The sequence below is a fragment of the Bacillus sp. B15-48 genome, from assembly GCF_016879755.1.
GTDB lineage: Bacteria > Bacillota > Bacilli > Bacillales > Cytobacillaceae > Mesobacillus_B.
Window position 1 is genome coordinate 287,732 of the sequence record NZ_WOFU01000005.1, and the last position, 17,018, is coordinate 304,749.

A 17,018-nucleotide genomic window follows, 5' to 3' on the forward strand; every position below is an offset into this window, starting at 1 on the left:
CTATAATAATTTATGTATGAAGGAAAAAAAGGTGATTCAAACTTCGATGTCTTATCTATCATTGCTCTTACGCAGGAAATTTTGCGTGTAATACTTCCGATAAACACCAACTCCTATATGTGTAAAATCTTTACTCAATAGGGTTTCTCGATGACCCTTACTGTTCATCCAAGCTTCTACAATTGCCGGACCATCACAGTAGTTTGCAGCAATGTTTTCCCCAGCAAATTGAAAAAAAACATTAGAAGACATTAAGCGATCTTCCAGTGAACCGTACTTTTCTGAGTGATGAGAAAAATAATGTGATTCCATCATATCTTTGCTATGCGTATAAGCTGTTGAGGCTGTTTTTTCATCCCACAAAAGACTTTCCAGTCCATATCTATTTCTAATTACATTCGTTACATCATAAATTTGCTGCTTCTTTCCCATTTCAATTCGTCTCCAATCAGCATCATTTAGTTCCTCTGTTTTTATTAATTGGCCACGATATAACATTTCATAGTCTTTATGCTTAACAACAGTTTCACCATCAAGCAAGCGGATACTAGAGAGTGTATTAGTAAACGTATCAATATAAACTTGTACAAATGTATCACCTAGCTTAATTAACGGCCGCTGATCCATATCTTCCTTTGACAATTTAAATAAATAGAAACCGTTTTCCGAATGCCAGTTAACTTCAGAACGAACCCACTCTTTCTTATTAATCGTTTGTCCAATTTGGAACGGAGCAATATTCGCCTCATTTCCAAATATATAAAGGGTAACAACTTTATTTTTTAATACTCCTACTTGAATATACTGGTCAACTTCCTGATTATAGATAAACCATGTATATCCATATGCGGATAAATCTTTCCTGGCTGGTTCTCCTAGCTTTGCCATCAAGGTTTCTACATCTTGACCCATTAATGCTCCAAAACTAGTATCAGGCCACTTAAACGGTTCTTCTAGCCAGTTCATCTGCTCAGCTGTTTCGTCTTCTACTCCTGCAATTACATTTTCGTTAGCCACCGATTGATTTAGAGCAAAATGATGAAAAATAATTAATAATAATATCGATAAGGCAATAAATGTGAATTTGATGACGAAAGTACGCAGCTGGCTTCCTCCTTTATACCCTTAATTTCTACCAGTATATGAGAAGATTGCTGTGATATTCGATTGAAACAATGTTTTATAAAATGAAAAAAGTGCTTTGAAAAGCACTTTTTTTCTTCTTCCTTATTGTAACTGGCTCCGATCTTGTTCTGAGATTTCTGACAGGGCCTCTTCTGCTTGCTGGTCCATTTTCGGATTAATGGCAAAATCCCCTAATGATACGATTCCTACTAGCTTATTTCCTTCGACAACAGGCAGTCGACGGATTTGATGGTCAGCCATCAATCTTGCTGCTTCTTCAGTAGATGTTTCAGGTGTAATCGTAACAAGATGATCACTCATCACCTTTTCAACTTTCGAGGATGGTGGGTGTTTGTCTGCAACCCCACGAATAACGATATCTCGATCTGTAATCATGCCGACAAGAGTTTCTCCATCTACAATTGGAATTGCTCCTACATCATATTCCTTCATTTTAACTGCAACCTCATAAACATTATCCAATAATGTACAACACTCTACATCAGTTGTCATGATATTACGGATTTTCCCCATTTCTATCAACTCCTATTTCATATTCACTTACACAATCATTAGAATCTCCGCAAAAATACAATTTATGCCTATTTAATACATTGCATCTTTTGCTTATTTTTACTATTATTGATAGAGATGGGTAAACCATAAAGTTTTTTTGCTTCGATGTGTTTAGGAGGGATGAGGATGAAGTTTGAAAATACTGGATTAGAAAAGTTTAAAGCTGATTTGAATCGCTTAGACGAACTAATGCCAAATTTCGGTTTAGAACGACATGGGCAATGGGATTATGAGAGGGTTACATATGACCGGAGGTTTGACCTAAAAGAGGGGACATATTATCTTCGAGTACAGGGATATTCTGTTGAAGGTGATGTAGGTAGCCATCGCGCAGTGATTCAATTACTTGACCCCCTTGTTGGGAAACATTATTACCCACATGGAGTTGAGTATGGTGACGGGGAACACTTCCCGAAATCATTAGTAGACCAATGCGAGAAAATTTTAAGCGATTTAAAAACAGAAGTAGAAAAAATTGCCCTATAATAAAGAAGGAATAAAGGCGCATACATGCGTCTTTTTTTCTTCATAATTCTCATTGTTATCATGATTACATACATTATATAATAAGATTAATAAATAAATGTAATCTCGCGTAAAAAAAGAAAGGAGTCCACCTTTGACAAAATTTTTCACAAAAAGGAATGTAACCATCCTTTTATCCGTTCTCCTAATTACATTACTTATATATATTATCCTTCCTGTTTCCGTTCCATTAATCGGGGCATTTATTACGGCTCTTATCCTTGAACCACTCGTCCGGTTCTTACAAAAGCGAACGAAAGGACGCAAACTTTCTGTAACAATTACATTTATCCTTTTTCTCATCATCATCGGGTTTTCTGGATACATTGTAACGACAAAAGTCGTAACAGAAGCGATTAATGTCGTAGAAAATGCACCAAGGTACATAAATGAAGTTACCAATGCTTGGTTTGATGCACAAGAGCGATTTATTGAGGTTGCGAACGATTTACCAGAAGAGATCGTCAATGAAATTAATGATCGTGGAGAAGAATTTCTTATAAACTTACGAGACGATTTACTCGCCTTTATAAATATCAATAATTTAAAAGCATTGCTAACGAATATTCCAAACTATCTAGTGAGTTTTCTCGTCTATTTAATTGCATTATTTCTTTTCCTTCTTGATTTACCTAAAATTAAAAAGGGTTTCTATAATTTTCTTTCTGATGAAACGGCTAAAAAGGTACAATTTATGACAACACGCCTCACAAGTGTGACGACAGGCTTTTTCAAAGCACAATTTCTTCTTAGTATTATCATCTTTTTTGTTTCATTTATCGGGCTTTTACTGATTGTCCCAGATGTAGCTTTGTTTATGTCATTAATCATCTGGTTTATCGACTTTATTCCGATTATAGGTTCAATTGCGATTCTGGGACCTTGGGCTATTTTCCAACTATTAGCTGGCGATGTCATTATCGGGACAAAATTGGCGATTTTAGCTGCTGTTTTATTAATCATTAGAAGGACGGTCGAACCGAAGGTAATGGGGACGCATATAGGATTATCACCGCTTGCAACTTTAATTGCTATGTATCTTGGGTTGAAGTTAATTGGAGTAGCTGGTTTTATTATTGGGCCTCTTCTCTTGATTGCCTTTAACACCGCCAGAGAAGCGGGGATTATCAAATTAAATTTTAAAATTTAATTCCCTAAAAAAACAATATAAAAGACCACAGTCTGTCCCTACTGTGGTCAAAAAAAAGCTGTTAACACAGCTTTTTTTATGTTCCAAAAATCGCTTTTATGAGTGAAGTGGTTTCTCCTCCATGATAAAAAACATATAACAGTAAGTAGACAGCCACACCAGTAATTCCTGTGAAAAACCATACAATACTAGTAATTGGACCTAATTTTTTATGGGTAGCCAAACGATTTTTAAATCCTGTCCATAAAGAGATAATCCCTAAAATAGCTCCACCAGTTGCTAAAGCAATATGGAAGATAAGGAAGATCGTATAGTAGATTTTAATGTCATCTGGGCCTCCGAAGGAAGTATTTCCGATAAAAATTGTCCTTGATGCATAGATAACGAAGAAAATAATCGCAAAAATCGCTGCTACTGTCATTGTTTTACGATGTGTTTCAATTTTTCGCTGTTTAATTTGCCACCAACCGATAGCGACAGTGATTGCACTGAGCACGATAAAGAATGTACTAATCGTTGGAAGAATCGGAATGTTCCCCATTATTCATGTTCCTCTCTCTCTTGAAGTTCTGTGTAGTTTATCTTTTTTTATTCAGAAGGTTGTGGCTGAATATGTTGTTGTCTATAAAGCGACAACTCTTCTTTTTCTTTTTTACGTTCACTACGATACCAGCTATAGAAAGTATAAGTCAGAACAGCTCCGTATACAATTTCTTGAATAATTTTCATGATTACGCCACCTAGACGTTGGTCTTCAAGCAACGAAAGTGAACTGAACATTTCAGGACCACTTAAGTTCAAATACGATAACGTAGTAGCTGGTACACATAGTGCGAGCGCTTGTGCCCATGCATTAGGATCTGAGTATGTCGCATATAAAGGAGTATCAGCAAAAATAATCATTGCGCATGCTGGAGTAATTAAAACTCCATCAGCAAAAATATAACCGATTTTTTTAAGTCCAGATAAACTTTTATGCTCTGGTAAAACATCCAATAATGGCCACCACATCGCTATTGCAAATATAAACAACATCGTCGTATAGCCAGCATGCAGCCACATATCTGTTTTTACAAAATCAAATACTAATGGAATATGATAAAAGGAAAAGAAACCATTAAATAAGATTAGGGCCATTAACGGCTTTGTCATAAAGGAAAACATTTGCTTAATTCCTGGTTTATTCAGAATGAAACGCCATAGCCACTTTGGAAGCCCCAATATAAGTAATGGTGGAATAACTAAATACAAGACGGCCATTTGGATCATATGTGCGTAGAGTGTGATATGTCCAAGCAAATCTAGAGGGGATCCTTTTACAGCATAAAGAATAACAATCCCAACTGTAAATAACACTACTTCTTTTCTCTTCCCTCGTTCTCCATCTTTGAAACGAGGATAGAACTTGTAAACGAGCAAATAATAACCAATTAAAATTAGCGCGAGACTGAGGAAATAATACGGACTCCAATTCGCTCTAAAACCAAAAAGATCAAGCGAAAACATAAATAAATCACCTCATAATAGATTAAGGAAGCACTATTTACATTATACCTGTATATATAATTGAACCGCAACAAACGGGATTTGCTACCCGAAACTTTACAAAGAAAAAATCGGCAAACGATGCCGATTTTCCCTTTGTCATTAGACCATTACCACCATATGATGGTCATAAAAGCAAGAACCATAATAAAAGCAATGAACACACCCGTATAAATAAAGAGCTGTGGAGCTTCATGACCTTTATGACTCATATGCATAAAATAATACAGTTGAAATATAACTTGAACGACAGCCAAGAGCAGAATGAATGGTATCGTAAACCAATTTGTAATATCCGCGAATCCGACTGCAGCGAAAGCGATTAGTGTTAAAAAGATCATTAGAGAAAAACTGATTACTTGATATCTCATTTCCTCCGCATTCTTCTTGCGCCGGTATTCAATATCGACTCTTGGGTTAGCAGTTGGTTGTTGACTCGCCATTCTTTTATCCCACCATTCCCATTAAATATACCACTGTAAAGATAAATACCCATACAACATCAATAAAATGCCAATATAAGCTTGCAACATAAAATTTAGGAGCATTATATAAACTTAACCCACGTTTAGCATTACGAACCATTAATCCTACGATCCAGCAAAGACCGAATAAAACGTGAGCACCATGGAAGCCTACAAGGGTATAAAATGCAGAACCAAATGCACTACTAGTAAAGCTATGATTATATTCATGCACATAATGATTAAACTCATAAATTTCCAACAAAAGGAATGAAAGCCCGAGTAAAACTGTAATCCCAAGCCAAAGTTGCATACCCTTAAAATTAAAGTTTTTCATATGATACATTGCATATACACTTGTTAATGAACTTGTCAATAGAATCATTGTCATTAAGAAAACAAGTGGCATTTCAAATAAATCCTTTGCCAGTGCATGATCTGCACTTGGAACCTTATCCTTGAGTGCAAGATAAGTAGCAAAGAGAGTGGCAAATAGCACAGTCTCTCCACCTAAGAATAACCAGAAGCCCAAAAACTTATTTTTAGCCTCAAGGGTAGCTTTTTCAGGCGACGCTGGCCAAGTTTCATAAGTCATTTTTTCATCAGCGTGCATTATGCCTTTACCCCCTTATTATCATCATCTTCATCCATCAATTCTTCCTTAGGAATATGGTAACCATGGTCATCCTTAATTGAACGTACAAACATTGCACCGAATGTAACCACTAAACCAATAATTAGTATTGGAAGTCCCCATCCATAATCTAAACGATACATCGCACCAAAAGCAGCAATGAATAACCCTAAGGAAATAACAAATGGGATAAACGAACCGTTCGGCATATGAATATCACCTAGTGGTTCTGCAGGAGTCATTTCTTTCTTTCCTTCCATTTTCTCAATCCAAAGCGGATCAAGACCACGTGTTAATGGTAATTGCTTAAAATTATAATATGGCGGCGGTGATGGGACTGCCCATTCAAGCGTACGTCCATCGCCCCATGGATCTCCACTAACTCTTTCGTTTTTAATACTAGTAATAATAATATTATATACTAGGATAATTACCGCAATCGCCATAAAAAATGCGCCAATAGAAGAAATTAAATTCCCAAGTTCCAACCCTTGGCCTGGTAAGAAAGTGAAGATACGACGAGGCATCCCCATTAGACCTAAGAAATGTTGAATAAAGAACGTTAAATGGAAACCGATTAGGAATAACCAAAACGTAATTTTCCCTAAAAATTCGTTAAGCATTGTACCAAACATCTTTGGCCAGTAAAAATGTGTTGCTGCCAGAAGTGCAAGAACAACTCCGCCAATAATTACATAGTGGAAGTGGGCAACAACAAAGTACGTATCATGATACTGATAGTCAGCAGCAGCGCTCGCAAGCATAACACCGGTTACCCCACCCATAACGAAAGACGGAATAAACGCAGCCGCATACATCATTGGGGTAGTAAACTTAATACTTCCGCCCCACATCGTAAATAACCAGTTAAATATTTTAATCCCGGTTGGTACAGCGATTGCCATCGTTGCAACAGAGAAGATTGCATTCGCAATTGGACCTAATCCAGTTGTATACATATGATGAGCCCAAACCATAAATCCTAAGAAAGCAATTAAAACAGTCGCAAATACCATTGAAGAATAACCAAATAAACGCTTTCTAGAGAATGTTGGGATAATCTCCGAGAAAATACCAAAAGCTGGCAAAATTAAGATATATACTTCTGGGTGTCCAAATATCCAGAATAAGTGTTCCCATATTACTGTATTCCCACCCATTGTTGGATCAAAGAAGTTTGCACCGAACAAACGATCAAACATCATAAAGAATAAACCAATTGTAAGTGGTGGAAATGCAAATAAAATCAATGCAGATGCAACAAAAGTCGTCCATGTAAATAATGGCATCCTCATATAAGTCATACCAGGTGCGCGCATATTGATGATCGTTACTAGGAAGTTAATCCCTGCAATTAATGTTCCAGCACCCGCAATCTGCAATCCTAATACATAAAAATCAATTCCATGCCCCTCAGAAGCCAATGATAACGATGCATAGGACGTCCATCCTGCATCAGGAGCTCCACCTAAAAACCATGAAAGATTCAAAAATATGCCACCAAAGAAGAATAACCAAAATCCTAAAGAGTTAAGGAATGGAAAAGCAACATCCCTTGCCCCTATTTGCAATGGAACAACTGCATTCATAAAAGCAAATAAAAGCGGCATCGCAGCAAGGAAGATCATCGTTGTTCCATGCATTGTTAAAACTTCATTAAAGAAACCTGCACTAACAAAATTATTATCTGGAATAGCTAGCTGGATTCGGATAATCATCGCTTCTAATCCACCAAGGATAAAGAAAAACCCTCCAGCTATTAAATAAAGGATAGCTATTTTTTTATGGTCTACTGTTGTTAAATAATCCCATATAACAGCGCCTACCCCTTTTTTTTGAGTATCGGTACTCACAGTTTTACCTCCGTTCCATCCAATTTATTCTTGGACTTTTAAGCCCATTAAATACTGTGTAACTGAATCAATTTCGTCGTCTGTCAAGTTGTATGTTCCAGTCATTTTATTCCCTGGTTTAATCGATTCAGGATCTTTTACCCATTGTTTAATATTTTCTTCATTATTTTCTAAAATGCCTGCCACAACAGTCCGGTTCCCGAAATCTGTTAAGTTCGGACCTATACGTGCTTGTTCAGGTGTTGTATTGGCAGGAGTAACAGCATGGCACCCTATACAACTGCTATTAAAAATTTCTTGACCAGCTTGAGCCACAGCTGTTTCCGCTTGAACTGGTTCTGTTACAGCTTGCATATTTCCCACCCATTGGTCAAACTCAGCTCTTGGAAGAGCAACTACCTTGAAATCCATTAATGCATGAGAAGGTCCACATAACTCGGCACATTTCCCATAGAAAATTCTTCCGGCATTATCAGCTGCATCATCATCGAAATGCAACCAAAATTGGTTTACATTGTCCGTATTTGTATCCATTTTTCCACCTGCTGCCGGAATCCAAAATGAGTGCTTTACATCAGATGCAATTAAGTTAAAGTAAACTCTTTCATCAGTGGGCACGACTAAATCTTGGCTGGTAACAATTTCTTCGTTTGGATATTCAAACTCCCACCAGTAAAGGCTTGCACGTACATTGACAACAAGTGCATCTGGATTCCCATCTTCGTTTAATTCAGTCATTGGAGAAACATCAGCAAGCTTGAAAGTTGCTGAAACGGTTGGAACAGCAAGCACTAACACCAATAGAATTGGAATAACTGTCCAAATGATTTCAAGCGTGTGACTTCCTTCAACTTGCTTCGGTATTTCGTTGTCACTTTTACGGCGAAAACGTACCATTACAACGATAAAAATGATTGTTACAATTACAATTACCCCTACCATGATCAATGTGCTGAGTACCATCAGGTCATATTGCATTTGCGCAACTTCCCCTGCTGGCTGCAGAGCAGATAGAAAAGGTTCACCACATCCGGACAATAATGCGATGACTGCAAGCAGTGCCAGCAAACGCCATTTCCCTAGCCTTTTCATAGCTTTTTTAAACCCCTCTTTCGTATAAGTTCATTAATAATTCTGAAAAAATATATAGATAAATCCCCTTCACAGCTTCATGAAGAGAATATCCTAATGGAGTGAAAGTAAATCAATATGTAAGCACCTATAAAGGTGCTTGATTCTATATTAATGTGACAATTACCATAGCAACAAAAAGAATTGTCATATACTGTAATGAGTACACAAACATTAATTTTGCCCATTTAATATCATCATTAAATTTACGAGCATAAATCCCAAGTACAATCCAACCAACATTAAGTGCTAAAGCAAGAATTAAAAATGGAACTCCTAGCTCTGGCAGAAAAAATGGAAGCGGTAAGAGCGCTACGACCCAAAGCATAATTGATCTCTTTGTTTTCTTGAAGCCTTTCACCACTGGGAGCATTGGTATTCCAGCAGCACGGTATTCTTCCACTCTCCTCATTGCTAACGCGTAAAAATGTGGCGGCTGCCAAAAGAACATAATCAAAAACAATACCCATGCCATTACACTCAAGTTTCCATCAACAGCAGCCCAGCCAATTAATGGGGGAACTGCACCAGAAATACTCCCGACAATTGTATTAGAAACATATAAACGCTTTGACCACATTGAATATAAGACAACATAACTAAAGACTCCTATTAACCCAATAATTCCTGCAGTAATCGTTGTCATAAACAATAGAATCGATCCAATCCCTACCAACAAAAACCCGAGAAGAGCCACTCTTCCAGGCTGTACTCTTCCAGTAACTGTCGGACGGCCCTTCGTCCTCTCCATTAAGTGATCAATATCGCGGTCAATATAATTATTCAAACTGCATGATCCTGCGATAATAAGCGATGAACCTATTAAGGTCAACAGGACGATATGAAGATTGTCCAAGAATCGCATTCCGCTAAAATGAAGGGCGAGCCATAGTCCTGTAAAGGTGGTAATCGCATTTGAATTAACAATTCCTATTTTTATAAGTGCTAGAAAATCCTTTAGTGCTGAAGTTTCTTCAGGAGCATCAAGAGCCTGTTCACTGCCTTCCATAACAGGTTGACTATATACCTTCGGACTTGACATTTCTTCTCCTCCTAATATAAATATTTCTCGTTCTCACATTTCTAAATTCTAGCTATATATCAATAAATCTAAATGGGTTATTTTACACTATAAACAACTTGGAAAACATGTTAATTATTTGTGTAGAAAAATAAACACTCCTGATGTATATTAAATCACACTTTGCGTCTTTTTTGTGTATTTTTTGTGTATTTTTTGTGTATTTTTTTTGAACATTTATTGAAGTTTAGGGATTTTAGTGAGTTGTTCCTATTTTTACAACAAATACTTTAAGAAAATTAACCATGGAAAACACGAACTAATTTTGTTGAAAAAATCAAATAATTATATCCATCTCTATTACTACCAAATCTTGTCGTAGGATTCAATCTTTTCAACCTAAAAACTTCAATTTTATTTACTGTTGAATAAAAACCAGTAATTGTGTACTATCAATTAGGATGAAATGTAGATTTCTGTCTTTTTTTTATCAAATCAGCTATGATAGATTAGAATTCCTATTAAAAAAGAATTCGTCACCATTATACATGGCAAACAAATTAAATGACAACTTTTCGAATTTTAAAACAAGCAGGTGAATTCATTGAAACGCTCTTTGAAATGGTTAGCTGTCTTGACGACTATTGGTATGGTTTTTGTGTTACTCGGTGGGGCACTAGTTACCAAAACAGATTCCGGGTTGGGATGCGGGAACTCATGGCCTCTCTGTAATGGCGAATTAATTCCAACAAATATTACAACAGAGTTAGTGATTGAACTTGCTCATCGCCTTGTATCTGGTGCATTAGGAATTATGGTTCTAGTGTTAGCAATTTGGAGTTGGAAAGCGATTGGTCATATCCGCGAAACAAAATTTCTCGCCTTTTTGTCCTTCTTTTTTATCGTACTTCAAGGACTTATAGGTGCAGCAGCTGTTGTTTGGGGACAAAACGACTTTATTCTCGCCATCCACTTTGGTATTTCCCTTATCTCTTTTGCAGCGGTTTTTTTGTTAACCTTGCTCATCTTTGAAGTTGATAAAAAATTCGATGCGGAAAAAGTCATTATTGATAAGCGGATGAGCGCACACATTATAGGCATAACGATATACAGTTTTATTGTTGTGTATACAGGAGCACTTGTAAGGCATACTAACGCAAGTCTTATTTGTCCTGATTGGCCACTATGTGTCAATTCCGCCCCAAGTTTACCAGGAAATTTATATGAATGGGTGCAAATGGGGCACCGGGCAGCCGCTGGATTCATTTTTATCTGGATTGGTTATGTTACTTTGATTGCAATACGCCATTATAAACACCAAACGGTTGTCTATTGGTCTTGGATTATTTCTTTCATCCTCGTAAGCTTACAAGTCATCTCTGGAGCGATTGTCATTTTCTCTAGACTTAATCTTTACGTTGCTTTGGCCCACGCCTTTTTTATTTCCTGTCTATTTGGAGTTCTAAGTTATTTAGTGCTCTTAGTAACGAGAAATAATAAAAACGCCAACATTCAAACAAATCAAAGTGTTGAAGAGGAACAAAAGCCACTCACGCCACCAATACAATAGCAAAACCTCCTTTTCGGAGGTTTTTTTTCGATAAAAATATAATCAAAGCTGCAGTGGCAATCACTGCAGCTTTATGTTTATATTCGAAACCCACTTTCTGATGATTGATTCGTAACGTTCTCTTTTTGTTTTCCTGTTTTGTACTTCTCTTCATATTGAACAAACATCGAGACATTAACTAAAATCCCAATTGCAATCGCCATTTGCAATACCGAAGAACCGCCGTAGCTTACAAAGGGGAGAGGGACTCCTGTTAACGGAATCACTCCCGTTGCTCCACCAAGATTTACGAATGATTGTATACCGATCATACTTGAAATACCAATGGCGAGTAAACTCCCAAACGGATCTTTACATTTAAGAGCAATATATAGACCCCTTAATACAATATATGCAAGACATGCTAACACAAAAATAACTCCAAAAACCCCTAATTCTTCCGAAATAATTGCAATGATGAAGTCGGTATGCGCTTCAGGAAGGTACCCTAATTTTTGGACACTTTGTCCTAGCCCTAGTCCGGTTAATCCACCAGTTCCAATCGCATAATAAGAATTTGCCAGTTGGTAGCCAGTATTCAACTCATCGGCAAAAGGATCACTATATGATGTTAGCCGAGCTAATCGTACTTCAGAGAAAATTTTATCCGTCATAAAAAGAGCTGGAGGAGTGATGAGCATTACGACAATTAACACAAGCTTTAACATATTTTTTAAATTCATACCAGATGAGACTACAATCGTAGCAGCAATTAAGAAGATGATTCCCGCTGTTCCGAAATCTGGCTGAACCGCAACCAAAACACAAACAATCGCCAAGTAAACTAGTGGAGGAACAACCCCTTTATTGAATTCGTTAATATACGATTGTTTTTTCGCATAAACTGCCGACAAATAAATAATTACACTTAATTTAACAAATTCAGCAGGTTGAATACTCCTGGCCCCCACTTCGATCCAACTTAATGCATTCCCGGCTACCTTTCCAATAAAAAAAATTAATCCTAAACCGATAATAGACAAAAGAACCATTGGTAAAAGGAATTTTGTACTCTTCATCGCCTTATATGGAAATAAAGCTGTAAGTAAAAAACAGAATGCAGCGATCAAAAGGTTTATTTTTTGTTTCTCATAAAAATACTCACTAGGAACGTCAAAGCGTGTGACAAGGCTAGAGCTATAGACCATGACAAGCCCAAATAAAGACAAAAGAGCAACAACAATGATTAACGAATAATCATAGGATTTTAATATTTTTTTGAACATCGTCTCTTCCCCATCTTCTATGTTGTAATATGTATTCGATTAAAGGAATGAATTTCCTGCATCGCAAAGAAAAGTTATAAGAAAACTCGCCAATTGGCGAGGCCGCTAAGGGCGAAGACAGAGGAGTAGTCACGCGGAGCCTGATTGATTTTCCTAAGGGCTAAAGCCCAAAGAAAAACCTTATTGCCTTGATGGGTTAGGAAAGTATAAATTTACTTCCCTACCATTAGCCAAAAAAACCCAAACAATTCTCTGGAACTGTTTGAGTTTTTATTCAACTTATTTTCTCGTGGAAGCTTCGTGAAGGGCAGATAATTCTCTCTCGAGCTCATCTAAAATATTTTTTCCTTCCGCTTCATCAATCAGACCGAGCCTTACTGCAAAATCTATTTCCCGTGATAAACCAAACATTTGCGTGTCTAACACCTCTTCATAGAGAGGACACTGCGGCATAGTTAAGTTATCCATTTGCACTTTAATAAGCTTTAATATTTTATTAGCGTCAGCCTTCAATAAGGCATGGGCTTTTTCTTGATGATTAATTATCATTTCAGACGCCAACATTGATCCCCCCGTTCCCGAGCATTAATCAATCCTATCTATAAATTCTACTCTCTAAAATAGCAAAAAGCAAGAAGAATCCCCATACATACTTAAGGCAGTAAATGACATTTTAATTAAATAACGTTATACTACTTTATATTAAGAGTAATATTTTAGGGGGGAAGTTATGGAATCCATTATTCCGATTACAGGGAAGGTGAATTACCAAATCACTCTCGATCCAAGCGTGTGGATATTTGATGATCGAAAAGTTGATTTGAGTACATATTTCAACAAGCAAGAAGAAAACATTGACGTTATTGAAGAATATACAAAGGCTGTCTCAAAACATTGGGATCGGGAAATCATGGAGGGAGCTGTTTTTCCTCCGACATTAAAAAGCGAACAAAAATATGAAAAACAAAAATTATTAGAAGGAAACTTTGGTGTTCCATTAAAACCATTTCTCCTTAATGCAGTGATTCATGAAGATGCAACTACCATTGTTATTAAACAAACAAAAGGAGAATTAGAGTTGCCCCTTGAGGTAGCCTATGATTTAATTCTCCGTTTTTCAGTAGATGGGAAGCCTTTAAAGGATGATGGGCCTGTCTATGCCTATTATGGAGATGGATCCAATCAGGACCACCCCATAAAAGACATCAAAAAGATTATTATAAAGTAAAGCGGATAAATATTCTGCCCACTTTACTTTAAAAGGTCTGCAGCCAATTGAGCTAGGGCAGATCTTTCCCCTTTTACTAATTGAACATGACCAGCGATTTTTTGGTCTTTAAATTTTTCGACCACATATGTAAGCCCGTTATTATAAGCATCTAGATAGGGGTGGTCGATCTGATCTGGGTCTCCCATTAAGACAATTTTACTGTGTTCTCCGACACGCGTTAAAATTGTCTTAATTTCGTGTTTCGTTAAATTTTGCGCCTCATCGATGATAATAAACTGTTCCGGAATGCTTCGCCCCCTTATATAGGTTAAAGCTTCTACTTCAATTGAACCCATTCCCGCAAGAATCGCATCTAATTCTCCTGGCTTTTTTGTATTAAACAAGTACTCAAGATTATCAAAAATTGGTTGCATCCACGGACGTAGTTTCTCCTGTTTCTCACCCGGCAAAAACCCTAAATCCTTACCAACAGGTACAATAGGACGGGCAACAAGTAATTTTTTATACCGCCCCAGATCTTCTGTCTGATATAACCCAGTAGCTAAGGCAAGAAGGGTCTTTCCAGTCCCTGCTTTTCCCGTCAAGGTCACTAGTGGCAGATCGTCTCTTAAAAGGAGTTCGATTGCCATAATTTGTTGTGCATTCCTTGCTCGAATTCCCCAAATATGTTTTCCCTCATTGTCAAACACCAGTTTTTTTATAAACTCTCTACTTTTTTCTACCATACAAAGTGCAGATGAGGAACTTCCAAGGTTATCTTTTAAGAGAATAAATTGGTTTGGATAAAATTTTCTCCGAGAAAAATCCGAAATTTTCAATTCTCCTTTTTCATAAAATTGATTTAAAAATTTCGTTTCTACAAAGACTTCTTCAAACCCTGAATATAGATGATTTATTTCTACTACTCGATCGCTCAGAAAGTCCTCGGAAATTAAACCAATAGCATCAGCTTTCACCCTTACGAGCGCATCCTTGCTTACAAGGATAACCGGCCGACCTCCCTCTTTCGTTTGCTCTTCTAAGGATAGGTTCTTCGCAACCGCAAGAATTCGATTATCATTCGTTTTTTCGATAAAGACTTCTTGGAGTTGATGGAAAGAGCGATGGTTCAATTCAATTCTTAAAGTTCCGCCGCCTTCAAGAGGTATTTTTTCATGGAGTTTCCCTGTCACCCTAAGACCATCAATAATTCTCGAAACCTGCCTTGCATTTCGTCCAATCTCGTCCATATTTCGTTTCTTTGAATCAACTTCTTCAAGTACAACAGCAGGGATGACGACTTCATTATCCTGAAAAGAAAAAATAGCATATGGATCCTGAAGCAGTACATTTGTATCAAGTACATATATTTTAGTCAAAATTTTGCCTCCTACCTATTTGTTTTTCTGGCGCCGCTAAACCACCATCAGCGGAGACTTTGATAAAATATATGATTTCTTGTATAAAGATAGAATTTATTTTACACAATACCTTGTAAGCAAGTCTTTTTTTATATTTTTTTAAAGACCATCTTTCCCAAACATTTTGGGAAAAACGATATTTTATAGGGGTGTTGCATGATGAAAAATATATTGACACTATTGTTATGTATTGCAATTGTTTCTGGATGTGGAGCGAATCAAGATGCCGCACAAGGGGACAGGGAAGATCGGGTTAATGTCCAAAATACAAGTGCAGAAGATGTCGATCGTAAAGCAAGTGAAAGCCGGGCAAGATACCTAGCTCAACTAGCTGCAAGCATTCCTGACGTCGAAAATGCTACAGCAATCGTAATTGGCAATATTGCGGTTGTTGGTATTGATGTGAATGAAGATTTAGATCGATCTGATGTCGGTTCTATCAAATATTCTGTTACTGAAAGTATGAGACATGATCCAGATGGTGCCAACGCAATCGTACTTGCTGATCCGGACTTAACCGCACGTTTACGCGAAGTTACTGAAGATTTTCGGAATGGACAGCCTCTGCAAGGGATTATCAGTGAACTTGCTGATATTACTGGAAGAATTATGCCGATGATTCCTGCAGATAATCTCGAGCCACAGCCAAAAGAACCGACTGAAAAACCGAACGAACAATTAAATAATAATGAAGAACAAAAACTGGATAATACTCAAGACCGTCAATCCAATTATCATAAAAATAATTAACGCAAAAAGAAATAGAGTAGGCGCATGAAAATTTCATGCGCCTCTCACAGAACCGTACGTGCGGGTCATCGCATACGGCTCCTCCATGATTATCCCCGTTGGGGATGATGTTCATTGTAAATATCTACAAGAGAAACAAGACCCTTCTCTTTATAAAACCATTTATTTGGAAGGGCCACGTTTACGGGCTTACACTTTGAACTTCTCCATGCATACATCCGAAGCTGTGGAAGTTCCCCTTTCCATTTTCTTCTGCGTAACTCCTTATGTAGTTTCCTTATTTTCCTCCAGCTTCTTAATTGAACAGACCGTAATCTTCTCCTAATCCATTTATCAAACTTAGTCAATAGTGTCTTGGAGTGCCAATGTCCAAAGTAATTTCCCCATCCTCTTAGATAGGGGTTGAGTATTTCTTTAATCAGTTTCTCAATGTTTACCGTTTGATTTCGCTTTGTTATTTCCTTGACTTTACTTTTAAACTTCTCTATAGATTTCTCAGAGGGTTTAACCCAGAAGGCTTGTTTAAATTCATACCCCAGAAAAACAAATGATTCATTCATATTATTAATAATCTTAGTCTTCTCAGGATGTACGATTAATCCAAGTTTTTGTTCAAGGAATCGAGTAACTGATTTAAGTACTCTTTCAGCTCCTTTTTGTGATTTGCAACAAATAACAAAATCATCTGCATATCTTGTAATGCGATGTCCTCTCTCTGTCATAAGTTCATCCAACGGATGCAAGTATATGTTCGCAAGTAATGGGCTGATAACACCGC

The 17,018-nt window shown here is 37.1% G+C and carries 17 protein-coding genes and 1 pseudogene; 5 read left to right on the forward strand and 13 right to left on the reverse strand.

Annotated features, from left to right (window positions below; translation table 11 throughout):
- Window positions 1-51: 51 nt before the first annotated feature.
- Together GNT69_RS17535 and GNT69_RS17540 are read right to left on the reverse strand one after the other, a co-directional pair.
- Window positions 52-900 (reverse strand): annotated as a pseudogene (locus tag GNT69_RS17535) (CAP domain-containing protein); the annotation flags it as partial.
- Window positions 901-1,227: 327 nt separating this feature from the next.
- Window positions 1,228-1,659: a CBS domain-containing protein gene (locus GNT69_RS17540; protein ID WP_203556272.1), complete on the reverse strand. Its 432-nt coding sequence runs from the start codon at window positions 1,657-1,659 to the stop codon at window positions 1,228-1,230.
- A gap of 168 nt (window positions 1,660-1,827) precedes the next feature.
- On the opposite strand from GNT69_RS17540, the gene GNT69_RS17545 reads away from it, so the two are divergent.
- Entirely contained in the window at window positions 1,828-2,187 is a 360-nt protein-coding gene (locus tag GNT69_RS17545; protein ID WP_203556273.1) for a YugN family protein, read from the forward strand.
- A 133-nt stretch (window positions 2,188-2,320) separates the two neighbouring features.
- The gene (gene ytvI, locus GNT69_RS17550; RefSeq protein WP_203556274.1) at window positions 2,321-3,376 is read left to right on the forward strand and encodes a sporulation integral membrane protein YtvI; all 1,056 of its coding nucleotides are present in this window, start codon (window positions 2,321-2,323) and stop codon (window positions 3,374-3,376) included.
- A 76-nt stretch (window positions 3,377-3,452) separates the two neighbouring features.
- Here ytvI and GNT69_RS17555 read toward each other — a convergent pair whose 3' ends face one another.
- From GNT69_RS17555 to cyoE, 7 genes are all read right to left on the reverse strand, one after another.
- Window positions 3,453-3,917, reverse strand: coding sequence for a DUF420 domain-containing protein (locus GNT69_RS17555; protein ID WP_203556275.1), 465 nt, complete (start codon window positions 3,915-3,917; stop codon window positions 3,453-3,455).
- Window positions 3,918-3,964: 47 nt separating this feature from the next.
- Window positions 3,965-4,882, reverse strand: a complete 918-nt coding sequence (gene ctaG, locus GNT69_RS17560) for a cytochrome c oxidase assembly factor CtaG (protein WP_203556276.1) — start codon at window positions 4,880-4,882, stop codon at window positions 3,965-3,967.
- A gap of 149 nt (window positions 4,883-5,031) precedes the next feature.
- A complete protein-coding gene (gene ctaF, locus GNT69_RS17565) occupies window positions 5,032-5,364 on the reverse strand; it encodes a cytochrome c oxidase subunit IVB (protein ID WP_203556277.1) in 333 nt (110 codons plus the stop codon).
- A gap of 4 nt (window positions 5,365-5,368) precedes the next feature.
- Window positions 5,369-5,998: a cytochrome (ubi)quinol oxidase subunit III gene (locus GNT69_RS17570; RefSeq protein WP_203556278.1), complete on the reverse strand. Its 630-nt coding sequence runs from the start codon at window positions 5,996-5,998 to the stop codon at window positions 5,369-5,371.
- Window positions 5,998-7,872 (reverse strand): cytochrome c oxidase subunit I, encoded by a 1,875-nt coding sequence (gene ctaD / locus GNT69_RS17575; protein ID WP_203556279.1) that lies wholly within the window; start codon window positions 7,870-7,872, stop codon window positions 5,998-6,000. Before ctaD ends, GNT69_RS17570 begins: the two co-directional genes overlap by 1 nt.
- Window positions 7,873-7,896: 24 nt before the next feature.
- Window positions 7,897-8,964 (reverse strand): cytochrome c oxidase subunit II, encoded by a 1,068-nt coding sequence (gene coxB, locus GNT69_RS17580; protein ID WP_203556280.1) that lies wholly within the window; start codon window positions 8,962-8,964, stop codon window positions 7,897-7,899.
- A 145-nt stretch (window positions 8,965-9,109) separates the two neighbouring features.
- The gene (cyoE, locus tag GNT69_RS17585) at window positions 9,110-10,045 is read right to left on the reverse strand and encodes a heme o synthase (protein ID WP_203556281.1); all 936 of its coding nucleotides are present in this window, start codon (window positions 10,043-10,045) and stop codon (window positions 9,110-9,112) included.
- Between the two features lie 583 nt (window positions 10,046-10,628).
- Between cyoE and GNT69_RS17590 the strand changes: the two genes are divergently transcribed.
- Entirely contained in the window at window positions 10,629-11,594 is a 966-nt protein-coding gene (locus GNT69_RS17590) for a COX15/CtaA family protein (protein ID WP_203556282.1), read from the forward strand.
- Window positions 11,595-11,671: 77 nt separating this feature from the next.
- Here GNT69_RS17590 and GNT69_RS17595 read toward each other — a convergent pair whose 3' ends face one another.
- Both GNT69_RS17595 and GNT69_RS17600 read right to left on the reverse strand, forming a co-directional pair.
- Window positions 11,672-12,859: an FtsW/RodA/SpoVE family cell cycle protein gene (locus GNT69_RS17595; protein WP_203556283.1), complete on the reverse strand. Its 1,188-nt coding sequence runs from the start codon at window positions 12,857-12,859 to the stop codon at window positions 11,672-11,674.
- A 279-nt stretch (window positions 12,860-13,138) separates the two neighbouring features.
- Window positions 13,139-13,420, reverse strand: a complete 282-nt coding sequence (locus GNT69_RS17600) for an Fpa/YlaN family protein (RefSeq protein ID WP_203556306.1) — start codon at window positions 13,418-13,420, stop codon at window positions 13,139-13,141.
- A 169-nt stretch (window positions 13,421-13,589) separates the two neighbouring features.
- Here GNT69_RS17600 and GNT69_RS17605 point away from each other — a divergent pair, with 169 nt between their 5' ends.
- Entirely contained in the window at window positions 13,590-14,087 is a 498-nt protein-coding gene (locus GNT69_RS17605) for a peptidyl-prolyl cis-trans isomerase (RefSeq protein WP_203556284.1), read from the forward strand.
- A 23-nt stretch (window positions 14,088-14,110) separates the two neighbouring features.
- On the opposite strand, the gene GNT69_RS17610 is transcribed toward GNT69_RS17605, so the two are convergent.
- Complete coding sequence (locus GNT69_RS17610; protein ID WP_203556285.1) at window positions 14,111-15,448, reverse strand: PhoH family protein; 1,338 nt, start codon at window positions 15,446-15,448, stop codon at window positions 14,111-14,113.
- A gap of 198 nt (window positions 15,449-15,646) precedes the next feature.
- On the opposite strand from GNT69_RS17610, the gene GNT69_RS17615 reads away from it, so the two are divergent.
- A complete protein-coding gene (locus tag GNT69_RS17615; protein ID WP_203556286.1) occupies window positions 15,647-16,240 on the forward strand; it encodes a YhcN/YlaJ family sporulation lipoprotein in 594 nt (197 codons plus the stop codon).
- A gap of 89 nt (window positions 16,241-16,329) precedes the next feature.
- Here the strand turns inward: GNT69_RS17615 and GNT69_RS17620 are convergent.
- On the reverse strand, window positions 16,330-17,018 hold a 689-nt coding region (locus GNT69_RS17620), incomplete at its 5' end, for a group II intron maturase-specific domain-containing protein (protein ID WP_275411239.1).